The organism is Mesorhizobium sp. B2-4-3, assembly GCF_006442815.1.
GTDB lineage: Bacteria > Pseudomonadota > Alphaproteobacteria > Rhizobiales > Rhizobiaceae > Mesorhizobium.
On the sequence record NZ_VFVL01000023.1, the window covers coordinates 83,909 to 98,168 of the forward strand.

General features: G+C 63.9%; 16 protein-coding genes. 7 read left to right on the forward strand and 9 right to left on the reverse strand.

The features are described 5' to 3' along the window. Window positions 1-87 precede the first annotated feature (87 nt). Together FJ956_RS20960 and FJ956_RS20965 are read left to right on the forward strand one after the other, a co-directional pair. Window positions 88-1,365 (forward strand): polyhydroxyalkanoate depolymerase, encoded by a 1,278-nt coding sequence (locus FJ956_RS20960; protein WP_140684665.1) that lies wholly within the window; start codon window positions 88-90, stop codon window positions 1,363-1,365. A 193-nt stretch (window positions 1,366-1,558) separates the two neighbouring features. Then, window positions 1,559-2,176, forward strand: coding sequence for a transglutaminase-like cysteine peptidase (locus FJ956_RS20965; protein WP_140684666.1), 618 nt, complete (start codon window positions 1,559-1,561; stop codon window positions 2,174-2,176). Between the two features lie 255 nt (window positions 2,177-2,431). Here FJ956_RS20965 and FJ956_RS20970 read toward each other — a convergent pair whose 3' ends face one another. Genes FJ956_RS20970 through FJ956_RS20985 form a run of 4 tightly spaced genes read right to left on the reverse strand, consistent with a single transcriptional unit; the run spans window position 2,432 to window position 5,163 of the window. Beyond that, on the reverse strand, window positions 2,432-2,794 hold the full coding sequence (locus FJ956_RS20970) for a helix-turn-helix transcriptional regulator (RefSeq protein WP_140684667.1): 363 nt from the start codon (window positions 2,792-2,794) through the stop codon (window positions 2,432-2,434). Window positions 2,795-2,804: 10 nt separating this feature from the next. Further along, the gene (locus tag FJ956_RS20975) at window positions 2,805-3,329 is read right to left on the reverse strand and encodes a Smr/MutS family protein (protein ID WP_140684668.1); all 525 of its coding nucleotides are present in this window, start codon (window positions 3,327-3,329) and stop codon (window positions 2,805-2,807) included. Next, entirely contained in the window at window positions 3,326-4,432 is a 1,107-nt protein-coding gene (locus FJ956_RS20980) for a murein transglycosylase A (protein WP_140684669.1), read from the reverse strand. The genes FJ956_RS20975 and FJ956_RS20980 overlap by 4 nt, the downstream gene beginning before the upstream one ends. Window positions 4,433-4,455: 23 nt before the next feature. Next, a complete protein-coding gene (locus FJ956_RS20985; protein ID WP_140684670.1) occupies window positions 4,456-5,163 on the reverse strand; it encodes a Tim44/TimA family putative adaptor protein in 708 nt (235 codons plus the stop codon). Window positions 5,164-5,364: 201 nt separating this feature from the next. On the opposite strand from FJ956_RS20985, the gene FJ956_RS20990 reads away from it, so the two are divergent. Both FJ956_RS20990 and secB read left to right on the forward strand, forming a co-directional pair. Further along, window positions 5,365-5,859: an FxsA family protein gene (locus tag FJ956_RS20990; RefSeq protein ID WP_140684671.1), complete on the forward strand. Its 495-nt coding sequence runs from the start codon at window positions 5,365-5,367 to the stop codon at window positions 5,857-5,859. Window positions 5,860-6,035: 176 nt separating this feature from the next. Beyond that, window positions 6,036-6,545, forward strand: a complete 510-nt coding sequence (gene secB, locus FJ956_RS20995; RefSeq protein ID WP_140684672.1) for a protein-export chaperone SecB — start codon at window positions 6,036-6,038, stop codon at window positions 6,543-6,545. Between the two features lie 318 nt (window positions 6,546-6,863). Here secB and dnaQ read toward each other — a convergent pair whose 3' ends face one another. From dnaQ to FJ956_RS21020, 5 genes are all read right to left on the reverse strand, one after another. Continuing rightward, entirely contained in the window at window positions 6,864-7,568 is a 705-nt protein-coding gene (dnaQ, locus tag FJ956_RS21000) for a DNA polymerase III subunit epsilon (protein WP_140684673.1), read from the reverse strand. 95 nt (window positions 7,569-7,663) lie between these two features. Then, the gene (coaE, locus tag FJ956_RS21005; protein WP_140684674.1) at window positions 7,664-8,269 is read right to left on the reverse strand and encodes a dephospho-CoA kinase; all 606 of its coding nucleotides are present in this window, start codon (window positions 8,267-8,269) and stop codon (window positions 7,664-7,666) included. Beyond that, the gene (locus FJ956_RS21010) at window positions 8,266-9,102 is read right to left on the reverse strand and encodes a shikimate dehydrogenase (RefSeq protein WP_140684675.1); all 837 of its coding nucleotides are present in this window, start codon (window positions 9,100-9,102) and stop codon (window positions 8,266-8,268) included. The genes coaE and FJ956_RS21010 overlap by 4 nt, the downstream gene beginning before the upstream one ends. After that, window positions 9,095-9,694: a Maf-like protein gene (locus FJ956_RS21015; RefSeq protein WP_140684676.1), complete on the reverse strand. Its 600-nt coding sequence runs from the start codon at window positions 9,692-9,694 to the stop codon at window positions 9,095-9,097. Before FJ956_RS21015 ends, FJ956_RS21010 begins: the two co-directional genes overlap by 8 nt. 179 nt (window positions 9,695-9,873) lie before the next feature. Further along, window positions 9,874-10,695, reverse strand: coding sequence for a pyruvate, water dikinase regulatory protein (locus tag FJ956_RS21020; RefSeq protein ID WP_140684677.1), 822 nt, complete (start codon window positions 10,693-10,695; stop codon window positions 9,874-9,876). Between the two features lie 403 nt (window positions 10,696-11,098). Here FJ956_RS21020 and hemE point away from each other — a divergent pair, with 403 nt between their 5' ends. The 3 genes from hemE to rho all read left to right on the forward strand — a co-directional run bounded on the left by hemE (window position 11,099) and on the right by rho (window position 14,131). Further along, a complete protein-coding gene (gene hemE, locus FJ956_RS21025) occupies window positions 11,099-12,127 on the forward strand; it encodes a uroporphyrinogen decarboxylase (protein ID WP_140684678.1) in 1,029 nt (342 codons plus the stop codon). Further along, on the forward strand, window positions 12,124-12,687 hold the full coding sequence (hemJ, locus tag FJ956_RS21030) for a protoporphyrinogen oxidase HemJ (RefSeq protein WP_140684679.1): 564 nt from the start codon (window positions 12,124-12,126) through the stop codon (window positions 12,685-12,687). The genes hemE and hemJ overlap by 4 nt, the downstream gene beginning before the upstream one ends. Before the next feature lie 178 nt (window positions 12,688-12,865). Beyond that, window positions 12,866-14,131, forward strand: a complete 1,266-nt coding sequence (gene rho, locus FJ956_RS21035; RefSeq protein ID WP_140684680.1) for a transcription termination factor Rho — start codon at window positions 12,866-12,868, stop codon at window positions 14,129-14,131. The last annotated feature ends 129 nt before the right edge of the window (window positions 14,132-14,260 follow it).

A 14,260-nucleotide genomic window follows, 5' to 3' on the forward strand; every position in this document is an offset into this window, starting at 1 on the left:
CAATATCTTGCTAACCTCGCCGGGAGACATTCAAGGCTCGGCGCTGTCCGTCGTCCTTTTGGTCGCCGGACGGCAGCGGGGCTCGCGATGTTCTACCAGCTCTACGAAATGAACCATGCGGCGCTGCAGCCGGCCCGCCTCTATGCCGACGCGGTGCGGCTCTTCTACTCCAACCCGCTCAATCCGATTTCCCACACCCCCTTCGGCCGCTCGGTCGCGGCGACCGCGGAGCTCTTCGAGCGGACCACCCGCCGCTACGGCAAGCCGCAATTCGGCCTGGACAAGACCACGGTCGACTGGAAAAGCGTCGCCGTCACGGAAAAGACGGTCTGGTCGAAGCCGTTCTGCAACCTGATCCGTTTCGAGCGCGCGCTGCCCACCGGCCGCAAGCCGGACCCCAAGCTTTTGATCGTGGCGCCGATGTCTGGCCATTACGCGACGCTGCTGCGCGGCACGGTCGAGGCGATGCTGCCCCATGCCGACGTGCACATCACTGACTGGGTCGATGCCCGCATGGTGCCGGTGGCGCAAGGCAGCTTCGATCTCGACGACTACATCGACTATGTCATCGAGATGTTCCACGCGCTCGGCCCCGACACGCATGTGATGGCCGTGTGCCAGCCTTCGGTGCCGGTGCTGGCGGCGGTGGCGCTGATGGAAAAGCGCGGCGATCCCTTCGTGCCCGCTACCATGACGTTGATGGGCGGCCCGGTCGACACGCGCCGCAACCCGACCGCGGTCAATCTTCTGGCGAAGGAAAAAGGCATCGACTGGTTCCGCGACAATGTCGTGATGCAGGCGCCCTGGCCGGTGCCGGGCTTCGGCCGCATGGTCTATCCGGGCTTCCTGCAGCTTTCGGGCTTCATGAGCATGAATCTCGACCGCCACATCATCGCCCACAAGGACTTCTTCATGCACCTTGTGAAGCATGACGGCGACAACGCCGAAAAGCACCGCGACTTCTATGACGAATATCTGGCGGTGATGGACCTGACGGCGGAATTCTACCTGCAGACGGTCGACACCGTGTTCGTGCGCCACGCTCTGCCGAAAGGCGAGATGAAGCATCGCGGCGAGCCGGTCGACTGCGCGGCGATCCGCAACGTCGCGCTGCTCACCATCGAGGGCGAGAACGACGACATTTCAGGACTCGGCCAGACCCAGGCCGCGCATGATCTGTGTGTCAACATTCCCGCCGACAGGCATGTCCATTACATGCAGCCGGCCGTCGGCCATTACGGCGTCTTCAACGGCTCGCGCTTCCGCTCGGAGATCGTGCCGCGCATCGTCGACTTCGTTTCCAGCTATGGCCGCCAGCACCGCGTGGCGGCGAAGCCGAAACTGGTCCGCTCCGCTAAGAGCTGATTGCGAGCTGGAGCCTTTCCGGTCCTGCCGCCATCCTGGCGGCCGGCCGTGTTGCGCCGGTGTCCCTGTTGCGAAAGTGCCGCTACGGGATCGTCCAGGTAACCATGCCGTCAAACTGGCCGTCGTCTCCAATTGACACGGACTGTAAATCGCCTTTAACGTTTCGTTAATAAAGAACAGGGCGGCGGGGACAATGACTTCCTCAGCGATGACGCGGATTCTGCGTTTGTGTGCGGTCGCAGGACTGGCGATCTCTGCGCATTGGGCTGTGCCTGCCTGGGCGGCGGGCGCGATGGCCACGGGCGGGCTGACCTCACAGCCGATCGGCCACTATGATTTCTGCAAATCGCATCCGAACGAATGCAACATCCGCCCGACCAATCTCGATCCGGCCAGGATGACCGACGGTCTGTGGCGCAGGCTGATCAGCGTGAGCGCCAAGGTCAACGCCGTCGTCAAGCCCTTGAGCGATCTCGATCACTACGGCAAGGACGAAGTCTGGGCCTATCCGGACGACGGCTATGGCGACTGCGAGGACTATGTGCTGGAAAAGCGCCGCCAGCTCTACCGCCTGGGCATGTCGCTGGCCGATCTTCTGATCACCGTCGTGCGCAAGCCGGACGGCGAAGGCCATTCGGTGCTGACGGTGCGCACCGACAAGGGCGACTACGTGCTCGACAACCTGACCGACAAGGTCAAGGCGTGGGACGCGACCGGCTACCGCTTCCTCAAGCGCCAGGCGATCGACAACACCGGACGCTGGGTCTCGATCCGCGACGGCCAGGCGGTGCTTGTGGGCTCGGTGCAGTAGAAGCCGGCGCATCTCAGTTTCGTCATTCTAGGGCGGAGCAAGGAGCGAAGCGACGCGCGCAGACCCTAGAATCCATTCCGTTACCTGTAAGCGTCACGGCGATGCAGAATGAACCTCTGTCTGCGCCGTTTTTGCCCTTCGCGCGAGGTCACGGAATGGATCCTCGGGTCTGCGCGTCCGCTTCGCTCCCGCTCCGCCCGTGGATGACGAAGTTCGGGCGCTTCGGCTAACCCCACCTGTTGTCATCCGGGCAAGTTATCGCTTCAGCGCCGCCCGGACCAATGCCGTGATCTTGCGCAGTTCCGCTTCATCCAACCTCTCGATGCTCTCGGCCAAAAGGTTGGCCAGCTCGGTGGCCGCCGGCGACAGGCCGGACGTGTCGATCCTGACCCTTGGGTGCGAGCTTTCGGCGAGGCGGGCAAGGTCCTCGGCGTCGTCCCAGATGATGTTGAAATAGCCGATGATCTTCTGGATCAGCGTCCAGGTCGGCGCGCCGCGGCGGCCGTGCTCGAGCGCCGACAGATAGGCGGCGCTGACGCCGATGGCCTCGGCCATCGCCTTCTGGCTGACGCCGCGTTCTGCACGCAGTGCCCTGAGCTTCTCGCCGAACGGCGTCATGTCGGCCCGCTCATGCGCGTATCCGCCGCAGCCGCACATAGAGCGCGCCCGAGCCGCCATGGTTGCGGGCGGCGTGATCGTGGCTGGACACAAGATGCCGGAAGGCCGGCGTCGACAGCCAGGCCGGAACGGCGCGGCGCAGGATGCCGTCGCCGCCGGAGGACGAGCCCTTGCCGGTGATGATCAGCACGTAACGGATGCCGCCGGCATGCGCCCGGTTGAGGAAGGTGAGCAGCAGCGAATAGGCCTCGTCCTGCGTCATGCCGTGCAGGTCGACGCGGCCCTCGATCGGCAGCCGGCCTTTTTTCAGCTTGTGCAGCGTCTGGTCGTCGAGCGCGTGCGAGACATGCTGCGGCTTGGGTTTTGCCGCGGCGACCGGAACGCCATTGACCGGAGCGGCTGCCGGCTCGGGCTTCGGCTCGATGATGTCGGGGATCTCGACGGCGGTCTTGCCTTTCAGCGGCCGGGCCGAACGCGCCACCAGGTTCCACAGGATACGGTCGTCGTCGCTGAGCTGGTCGTCGCGGCGGCTCATAGGCGGCCTCCGCTGATCAAGCCGCGCGGAACCAAGGCATAAAAATCGGCCGCGTTGCGGACCACGCCTGCGATCTCGCCGGCGGCGTCGCCCGAGCCGGCGAAGAGGTCGCCGCGGGCCGGGCCGGTGATGGCCGAGCCGGTGTCCTGCGCGATCATCAGCCGCCGGAACGGTTTTTGGTCGAAGGCGGTGAGCGTCGGCGCGTCGATATAGAAGGGTGTGCCGAATGTGTGCAGCAGGCGGTCGACCGCGACCGAGCGCCCCGGCGTCAGCGGCACCTTGGCGGCGGCGATGGGCCCAAGCGCCGCATCGTCGACCGTGGCCTCGCGGAAGAAGATGTAGGAGCGGTTCCGCCACAGGATCTCGTCGACGCGGTCGGGATGCGCCTTGAACCAGGCGCGGATCGACTGCATCGTCACTTTTTCCAGCGGGATCTCGCCGAGATCGCTCAAGGTCTTGCCGGGGCCGGTGAAGCGCTGGCCGGACTTGGCGGCGTAGGTGACGCGGCAGAGCCTGCCGTCGGTCATCTTCAGCCTGGCTGCGCCCTGCACATGGATGAAGAAGGCATCGACCTTTTCGGCGAGCCAGGCGATCTCGAGGTTCCGGCCGGAGAGCGCGCCGCGCTCGATTTCGCCGCGGTCGAAATATTCGACCGGAGCAGCATCCGTGCGGCGGGCGAAGGCCAGGTAGCTATCCATTCCGGCCGGCCGGTTGCCGTCGTCGATGTCGACCAGGTCGGCGGGGCGGGACAGCAGCGGCACGGTGAACCGCCCGGTCCTGACCGGCGAGGCCTCGACCTCGGGTTCGTAAAAACCGGTGACGAGGCCAGCGCCGCCATTGTCGGGCGCGACCAGAGCGGGAACGAAATGCCGTTCGAAGAAGGACCGCGCCTCGGACCTGCTCGGCGCCGGAACGGCGCGCGCCTCGGCATAGGCCTCGGCAAAAGCATTGAAATCGACGCCGAGCGATCCGGTACGGTAAGGTTTTACCGGGGCATGGAAGGCCGAGCGACGAAATGCGGCGAAGGCCGCACAATGATCATCCTCGCCCCAGCCCGGAAGGTCGGTAAAGGATTTTTCGCTGAAAGTGGGAGAGAGCGGCACGACTTGGGCCCCGCCGCTTGATCTCAATCTTCTTCTTCGGTGGCGACGAGCTTCCAGTTCGGGTCGCGCGAGCGGGTGTCGCGGGCGAAGGTCCAGACATCCTTGACCTCGGCCACGGTTTCCGGGTCGCCGTCGATGACGGCGCCGGCCTTGTCGCGGGTCGCCGAGATCAGCTCGGAGACGATGCGCAGCGTGATATGCGCCTCCGAGCCCTTCATCTCGGCGGCGACGATGTCGGCCTTGTCGATGCCGACGAAGGAGGACTGGATCTTTTCGGATTTGGCCTCGCGGTCGCCGATCGCGGCGACGAAACCGTCATAGACTTCGCGCGACAACAGGTTCTTCAGCGCCTTACGGTCGCCGTCGGCATAGGCCATGACGATCATCTCGTAGGCCATCTTGGCGCCGTCGACGAAGCCCTTCGGCTCGAAGGCCGCATCATTGTCCTTGATGGAGCGCAGGCCCTTGTTGAGATCGGTGTCGGGTTTGGCGAAGGCGTCGATATCGGCATAGGTCTCGGGCGCGGTTTCACCCGGCGCGCGCTTGCGCGGCAGCGACACCACATTTTCAGGCTTTTGCGCCGCATCGGCCTCGCGCGTGCGGCTCGCCGAATAGGGATCGAAGGGCGGACGCTCGTTTCCGGTGCGACGTCCAAGCACGTTGCGCAGCTGGAAAAAGATCACAACCGCCGCAATCAGGAAGAAAATCGTGCCGAAGTCGAAGAAACCCATATTTTCCGCCAACCGATCCCTGTCCGTGCCGGACCGGCGTAACCCCTGGGGGACCGCGGTCGCATAGCGTTCAACACTCAAAGCATATAGAACGGCAGGCGCAATCATTCAAATCAAAGGCAGCCATACCTATCTAAGGGCACCAAGGCCAGCGGCGATTGTCCGCCAGCGCCGCAAAAGAAGAAAGCGATCGGTCGAGACTTGCGCATTTCGTTCATCCCGCTGTTCCTGCTCCTGCTGCCGCTGCTGGAGATCGCCGGCTTCGTCGTCGTCGGCCGCGAGATCGGGGCTTTGGCGACGGTCGGGCTGGTCATCCTGTCCAGCGTCGCCGGCAGCCTGCTGCTGCGGCTTCAGGGTTTCGGCGTCATGGCGCGGGTGCGGACCGAGATGGATGCCGGGCGCGACCCCAGCCGCCAGCTCGCGCATGGCGCGATGATCGTTCTGGCGGCGATCCTTTTGATCATCCCGGGCTTCATCACCGACATCTTCGCCATTCTTCTGTTGCTGCCGCCGGTGCGCGACTTCGCCTGGCGCCTGCTCAAGAACCGCATCGTGATGGCGACCAGCTTCAGCAGCGGCTTTTCGGCCCGCCGGCGCGACACTGTCATCGACCTCGACGACACAGACTATTCGCGCGACGATTATCCGAACCGGCCGGACCACAATTCACCCTGGCGGCGGCTGAAGAACGATTAGGCAGACGAAGCCCCCATTGAGGTTGGGAGGCTTCGGCCAATCCCCGGCGTTTGCACTGTCCTGTTCCTCCTGCCGATAAGGGCGGCAAAACTTGTTTTGTCCGGCAGGCCATGGTAGCGAACCCGCGATTTCAATCCGGTCAGCAATGCTGCCCAGGCAAAAGGACTTAAAGGCTAATGGCCAGCAACGATGACGCCGCGACCGGCGCCGCCAACGGCAACGGCAACGGCACCCAGAACCAGCCCTCGCTCAATGTGCTCGCCCAGTATGTGAAGGACTTGTCCTTCGAGAGCCCCGGCGCGCCGAATTCACTGCGCGGCCGCGACAAGGCTCCGGGTATCGCCATCAATGTCAACGTCAACGCCAACCCACTCTCGGACAAGCAGTTCGACGTCAATCTGACGCTGAACGCCAAGGCCTCCTTCGACCAGGAAGTGCTGTTCAATGTCGAGCTGGTCTATGGCGGCGTCTTCGCCATCTCGGGCTTCCCGCAGGAGCACATGCTGCCGCTGCTGTTCATCGAATGCCCGCGGCTTCTGTTCCCGTTCGCCCGCCAGATCATCGCCGACGCCACCCGCAATGGCGGCTTCCCGCCGCTGATGCTCGACCCGATCGATTTCGCGCAGATGTTCCAGCAGCGCGTCGCCGAGGACCAGGCGGCGGCCGGCAAGGTCCAGGTGAGCTGAGGCTCAACTGCGCAACCGTATCGAGAGCCCGGCTTCGCGCCGGGCTTTTTTGTTGGGGATGCTGGCGGGACAGCGCCGGCCTTCGCGATTGGCCGTGGCCTACATCCCGGTCGTCATTCCAGGGCGGAGCAAGGAGCGGAGCGACGCGCGCAGACCCTGGAATCCATGCCGTGACGCCAAGGCGTTGCGGCGGTTACAGAATTCTACACCGTTGCGCTCTACGGCGACGGTCACGGCATGGATACTCGGGTCAAGCCCGAGTATGACGACGTCACGGGGGATTCGGCTAATCGCGTCGGTTGGCGCTAGCGCGCCCGCTCAACCCACCGCCACTTTCAGCCACAGCGCCTTTTCACCCAGCGTCGAAACCAGCCCGGCATGCGCCGCGCGATCCGCTTCGCTCAACCGCGACGGCAGCACAATCGGCCGGGCGCCGATCGAGATGTCGATGTCGGCCACCTCGCCGGCGCCGTTCATGTGCACCGCCACGGACTCCAGCACCAGCGCCGCCTGCTTGCCGCCGATCAGCTCGATATAGACCTCGGCCAGCAGTTCGGAGTCGAGCAGCGCGCCGTGCTTGGTGCGGCGGGTGTTGTCGATGCCGTAACGACGGCAGAGCGCATCGAGCGAGTTCGGCCCCATCGGATGCTTGCGGCGCGCCAGCGCCAGCGTGTCGACGATGCGGCCGGGATCGATGGCTGCCTGGTCGAGCCGGCTGAACTCGATATTGAGGAAGCCGATATCGAAGGTGGCGTTGTGCGCGATCAGCTTGGCGCCGTCGGTGAAGTCCAGCCATTCCTGCGCGATTTCGGCGAAGGTCGGCTTGCCGGCAAGGTCGGCGGCGCTGATGCCATGCACGGCCTGCGCCTCGGCATGGATCGCGCGCCCTTGCGGATTGATGAATTTGTGGAAGGTGCGGCCGGTCGGGAAGCGGTTGACCAGCTCGACGCCGCCGAGTTCGATGATGCGGTCGTCGCGCAAATCGAGGCCGGTGGTTTCCGTATCGAAAATGATCTCACGCATTCGAATCAGCAGGTTTTGGCGAATCAGTTGTCCTTGGCACGGGGCAGCATCGTGCTTCGGCGAAAAATGGCAATGGCGGCTGCTGACAGCAAGAGTCAGGAGGGAGACGATCCCGGCTTATCCCCCGAGAGTTCGGCGACGATCGCCTCGACCGCCTTCCGCGCGGCGTCGAAGCCATGGCCGGTGTCGATGATGAAATCGGCCTGGCGGCGCTTTTCGGCGTCGGGCACCTGCTTGGCGAGGATCGAGGAAAACTTCTCCTCGCTCATGCCCGGCCTGGCGAGCACGCGCTCACGCTGGATCTCGGGCGAGGCGGTGACGACCACCACCTTGTCGACGCGGCCGCGGCCGCCGGTCTCGAACAAGAGCGGGATGTCGAGCACGGCGAGCGGCGCGCCGGCGGCGCGATGCGTTGCGAGAAACGCGTCGGCGTCGGCGCGCACCAGCGGGTGAATGATTGCCTCGAGCCTCTTCAGCGCGGCCGGATCGGCGAGCACTTTTGCGGCGAGGTTGACCCGATCGACCGCGCCCGCCTGCGTCGTGCCCGGGAAGGCTGCCTCGACAAGGGGAGCCGCCTTGCCGGAATAGAGGCGATGCACGGTCTCGTCGGAATCATGCACCGGCACGCCGGCCTCGGCGAACATTTTCGCCGTGGCGGATTTGCCCATGCCGATCGATCCGGTGAGGCCAAGCACTATCATCGATGGCCCTCGATGTCGGCGACGATCATGCGCCGCAATTCGGACGTAACGTCGGGCTTCCTGCCGAACCAGCGTTCGAAACCGGGCACCGCCTGATGCAGAAGCATGCCCAGTCCGTCGACGATCTTCAGCCCACGCGCCCTGGCGGCGGCGAGCAAAGGCGTCTCCAGCGGCACATAGACAATGTCGGTGACGATGGCGTGGTCCGGCAACGCGCCCGGATCGGCGGCCAAGGTTTCATTGCCATGCATGCCGAGCGAGGTGGTGTTGATGAGCAGGCCGGCATCGGCAAGCAGCTCGCCGAGCGCATCGGCGCCATGCGCCGAGATGCCGGCGCCAAAATGGCGCCCGAGGTCCTCGGCTCTCGCGAGCGTCCGGTTGACGATGCGGATATCCTTCACTGCGCGCTCCTTCAGCGCATGGATGACCGCGCGCGAAGCCCCGCCGGCGCCGAGCACCACGGCCGGGCCATTGGTCGCCCAGCCGGGCGCATACTGGTCGAGGTTGGCGGCAAAGCCGTAGCCGTCGGTGTTGCCGCCACACAGAATGCCATCCTCGAACCATAGTGTGTTGACCGCGCCGATCGCGTCGGCCGCGTGATCGCGGCGGGCGACGCCGGCGAAGGCCGCCTCCTTGTGCGGGATGGTGACATTGCCGCCGCGAAAACCATTGTCGGCAAGCGCCTTGAGGAAGGACGCGAAATCATCCGGCGCGACGTCGATCGCCTCATAGCTGCCGTCGATGCCGTATTGCGCCAGCCAATGGCCGTGGATCTTCGGTGAGCGCGAATGCGCGATCGGATGTCCCGTGACGAAGGCCTTTTTCTCAGCCATCGATAGCTCCCAGTTCGCGCAGCTCCTTCAGCACCGGCAAAAGCGGCAGGCCGACGATGGTGAAATAATCGCCCTCGATCTTCTCGAACAGCTGGATGCCTTCGCCCTCGACCTGGTAGGCGCCGACGCTGGACAGCGCCTTGGCGCCGACCCGCGCCAGATGCCGGCCGATGAAGGCGGGATCGAGCTTGCGCATGGTGAGGCTGGCGACGCCGACATGGCGCCACAGCACCTCGCCGTCGCGGCAAAGCACGGCGGCGCTGTTCAATTGATGCGTCTTGCCGGACAAGGCGAGCAGATGTCTCCGCGCGCCCTCCATGTCGGCGGGCTTGTGAAAGATCTCGTCGCCCAGCGACAGCGTCTGGTCGCAGCCGAGCACCAGGGCGCCTGGCTTGCGCTCGCTGACCTCGGTCGCCTTGGCCTCGGCCAGGATCGACGCGACATCCTCCGGCGAGGCGCCGCTGTCCTTCAGCGGAGCCTCGAGCGCGCGCTCGTCGACATTTGCCGGCACCGCCTCGATGTCGAGGCCGGCGCTGACGAGCATCGCCTTGCGGTAGGGACTGCCCGAAGCGAGTATGATTTTCTCGGCCATGATGTTTCGCCCAACCAGCTTCCTGACGCTGTTGACCCATCGTTTGTCTGGGGCCAGCACAAACTTTGGAGAATGGCCAAAGCTTTACGAACTTCGTCATCCTAGGGTCTACGCCGCGTCGCTTCGCTCCTTGCTCCGCCCTAGGATGACGAAGCGGCCGGCGTCTCGGCAAATCTCCGTTAGCGCGTCTTGCCCCGCAGGGCAACGATCGCCGCGGCCGTTTCCTCGATGGAGCGGCGGCTGACATCGATCATCGGCCAGCCATGCCTGGTGCAGAGCTGGCGGGCGTAGGCGAGCTCCTCGCTGATGGCGGCGCGGTCGACATAGTCGGTCGGCACGAAGGCGGCGCTGTTGCCGAGGATGCGGTTTTGCCTCACATGCGAGATGCGTTCGGCCGTGGCGATGAGGCCGACGACCAAGGGCCTCTTGGCGGCGATCAGGCTTTCGGGCAGCGGCACGCCGAGCACGATCGGGATGTTGGCGGTCTTGATGCCGCGATTGGCGAGATAGATCGAGGTCGGCGTCTTCGAGGTGCGAGAGATGCCGATCAGCACGATATCGGCATCGTCCATATTGGCCGGCAGCTGGCCATCATCATGCTCCATGGTGAAGTTCAAGGCATCGATGCGGCGGAAATATTCGGCGTCGAGCACGTGCTGGGCGCCGACGCGGCGGCCGGCCGGCGTGCCGAGATAGGACTGGAAGACCGTCAGCACCGGCTCCAGCACCGACACGCAAGGCAGGCCCATCGCCGCGCAGCGCTCATCGATCGAGCGCGCCAGCTTCTGGTCGACCACCGTATAGAGAATGATGCCGGGCTCTTCCTCGATATCCTCGAAGACCTTGGCGATCTGCTTTTCCGTGCGGATCAGCGGATAGATGTGCTCGATGGCCCGCGCGTCCTTGTATTGCGCGGACGCCGCGCGGCCGGCCGCGAGCAGCGTCTCGCCGGTGGCGTCGGAGATCAGATGCAGGTGGAAGAAGCTCTGAGGTTTGTTCACAGGGGATGGGTCCAGGCTGTGGGCAATTGTGGACAAGGCTGGATGGGCAGGCCTCGGGTCGGGAAGCGACTGTATCAGATGGCCGCTTGTCCACAATTCGACCCGCTGTAGGCTTTGTCGCGGCGCTGGGGACAAAACCGGGGATCAACTTTTCCTGGCCGATTTCGTCCACAGCGGGAAGTCCAGACCCGAAAAGCCAAGCTTTTGACTCCAAAGCCTGAATCCGCTTCGTCCCCAGATCCCTCCAAATTGCGAAAGCGAGCACGCGACAATATGCTGACTGGCCTTTTCGGCTCGCAAGCTGGACAGGTCGCAACCATCACAACCAACAGACTCTTAGAATCAGAAGACTCTTTTAAAATAGATATTTGATTTAAGAGACACCCGGAGGGGACAGCGCCAAATGGCTGCGAAACGGATCATTCTGGACGTCCTCAAGGGCGAGACGGTTGCACCGCCGCCGCTCTGGATGATGCGTCAGGCGGGCCGCTATCTTCCCGAATACCGGGAGACCAGGAAGCGGGCCGGATCCTTCCTCGATCTATGCTACGATCCGGACCTTGCCGTCGAGGTGACGCTGCAGCCGATCGAACGCTTCGGCTTCGACGCCTCGATCCTGTTCTCCGACATTCTCGTCGTGCCCAACGCCTTGGGGCGGGATGTCCGCTTCGAAGAGGGCCGCGGCCCGATCCTGAAGCCGATCACGGCATCGGAGATTCCCGCGCTGAACGGCGACATGTTTCACGTGAATCTCGAACCGGTCTACGAGACGGTGCGGCGGTTGCGCGCAAAACTGCCCGACGGGACGACGCTGCTCGGCTTCTGCGGCGCGCCCTGGACGGTGGCGACCTATATGATTGCCGGGCACGGCACGCCCGACCAGGGCCCTGCCCGGCTGTTCGCCTATCGCGAGCCCGAGGCCTTCGCACGGCTTCTGAAGATTCTGGCCGACCACTCGGCCGCCTATCTCATTCGCCAGATCGAAGCCGGCGCCGATGCGGTGCAGATTTTCGATTCGTGGTCGGGCGTGCTGGACGAACCGTCCTTCGAGGCCTTCTGCGTCGAGCCGGTGGCCGAGATCGTCCGGCAGGTGAATGCGGCTCACCCGAACGTGCCAGTGATCGGTTTTCCGAAGGGCGCTGGCGAGCGCTATCGCGACTACAGGAGGAAGACCGGTATTGCCGGTCTCGGCCTCGACTGGACCGTGCCGCTGTCGATGGCGAAGGACTTGCAGCGCGAAGGAGCGGTGCAAGGCAATCTCGATCCGCTGCGTCTGGTCGCCGGCGGCAAGGCGCTGGCCGACGGCGTCGATGCGATTCTAGGAACTTTGGGTGGTGGGCCGCTGATCTTCAATCTCGGCCACGGCATCACGCCGGAGACGCCGGTGTCGCATGTCGAGGCGATGGTGAAAATGGTGAGGAGCCGCCGATGAGCAATGAGAACAGCGCAAGCAGTGGGAACAGCACGAGCAGTGAGAACAGCATTGGCCAGGCGATGAAGCGCATGGCGATCGGCATTGTCTTGCTCGTCGTGCTGACCGCGCTGCTCTATTTCGTGGCGGGCGACGGCTTCTACCCCTGGGCCAAGGCGATCCATGTGATTGCCGTCATCGCCTGGATGGCCGGCATGCTCTATCTGCCGCGGCTCTTCGTCTATCACGTCGATGCCGAGAAAGGCTCGGTGCAGTCCGAGACCTTCAAGGTGATGGAGCGACGGCTGCTGCGAGGCATCATCAACCCGGCGATGATCGTGACCTGGGTGTTCGGCCTGTGGATGGCCTGGAAGATCTTCCATTTCGAAGGCGGCTGGCTGCACGCCAAGATCGCGCTGGTGCTCGTGCTTTCGGGTCTGCATGGCTATCTCGCCGCCGCGGTCCGGAAATTCGCCGAGGACAAGAATGAAAAACCGGCGCGGCACTGGCGGATCGTCAACGAGATCCCCACATTGCTGATGATCGTCATCGTCATCCTGGTTGTCGTGAAGCCGTTCTGAGGCTTTCCCGGAACCGGCCAGGTCCCGCAAAAGGCGGCTTGCTCTTTCAGGCGAGCGACGATAAAAGACGGGTCTTCCTTCCCGTCATGCGCCGCCCCTTTCACTCGCTTTCGGCCGCGCCCGGCATTTGTCGTATTCAGCCGATTTTCCTCCCCAAAGCCTACCCAGAGTCTATCTAATGCAAGAAATGAAACTCGCAGAGTTCAAGAACAAGAAGCCGCCAGAGCTGATCGCTTATGCCGAGACGCTCGAGGTGGAGAACGCCAGCGTCATGCGCAAGCAGGAGCTGATGTTCGCGATCCTGAAGAAGCTCGCCGCCCAGGATATCGAGATCATCGGCGACGGCGTGGTCGAGGTGCTGCAGGACGGTTTCGGCTTCCTGCGCTCGGCCAACGCAAACTACCTGCCGGGTCCCGACGACATCTATATCTCGCCGTCGCAGATCAGGCGCTTTTCGCTCAAGACCGGCGATACGGTCGAGGGACCGATCCGCAGCCCGAAAGAGGGCGAGCGCTATTTCGCGCTGCTCAAGGTCAACACCATCAATTTCGACGATCCGGAAAAGATCCGTCACAAGATCCACTTCGACAATCTGACGCCGCTCTATCCGACCAAGCGGCTGAAGATGGAGGTCGACAATTCGACCTCCAAGGACATCTCGCCGCGCGTGATCGACCTGGTCGCGCCGATCGGCAAGGGCCAGCGCGCGCTGATCAACGCGCAGCCGCGCACCGGCAAGACGGTGCTGATGCAGAACATCGCCCATTCGATCACCGCCAACCATCCGGAATGCTATCTGATCGTGCTTTTGATCGACGAGCGTCCGGAGGAAGTGACCGACATGCAGCGCTCGGTGAAGGGCGAGGTGATCTCCTCGACCTTCGACGAGCCGGCGGCGCGCCACGTGCAGGTCGCCGAAATGGTGATCGAGAAGGCCAAGCGCCTGGTCGAGCACGGCCGCGACGTGGTCATCCTGCTCGATTCGATCACGCGTCTCGGCCGCGCCTACAACACCGTCGTGCCGTCATCCGGCAAGGTGCTGACCGGCGGTGTCGACGCCAATGCGCTGCAGCGCCCGAAGCGTTTCTTCGGCGCCGCCCGCAACATCGAGGAAGGCGGCTCGCTGACCATCATCGCCACGGCGCTGATCGATACCGGCAGCCGCATGGACGAGGTCATCTTCGAAGAGTTCAAGGGCACCGGCAACTGCGAGATCCAGCTCGACCGCAAGGTGGCCGACAAGCGCATCTATCCGGCGATGGACATCCTCAAGTCGGGCACCCGCAAGGAGGACCTGCTGGTGCCGCGCGCGGACCTGCAGAAGATCTTCGTGCTGCGCCGCATCCTCGCGCCGATGGGCACGACCGACGCGATCGAGTTCCTCATCGACAAGCTCAAGCAGACCAAGACCAACGCCGACTTCTTCGATTCGATGAACACGTGATTGGAGGGGCGCGGTAGTCCGCCCCCTTTCTTCGTCATTCTAGGGCGGAGCAAGGAGCGAAGCGACGCGCGCAGACCCTCTTATGACCGTGGTCAAGAGTGATGGATGAACTTTTCCGCCCCATGTCGT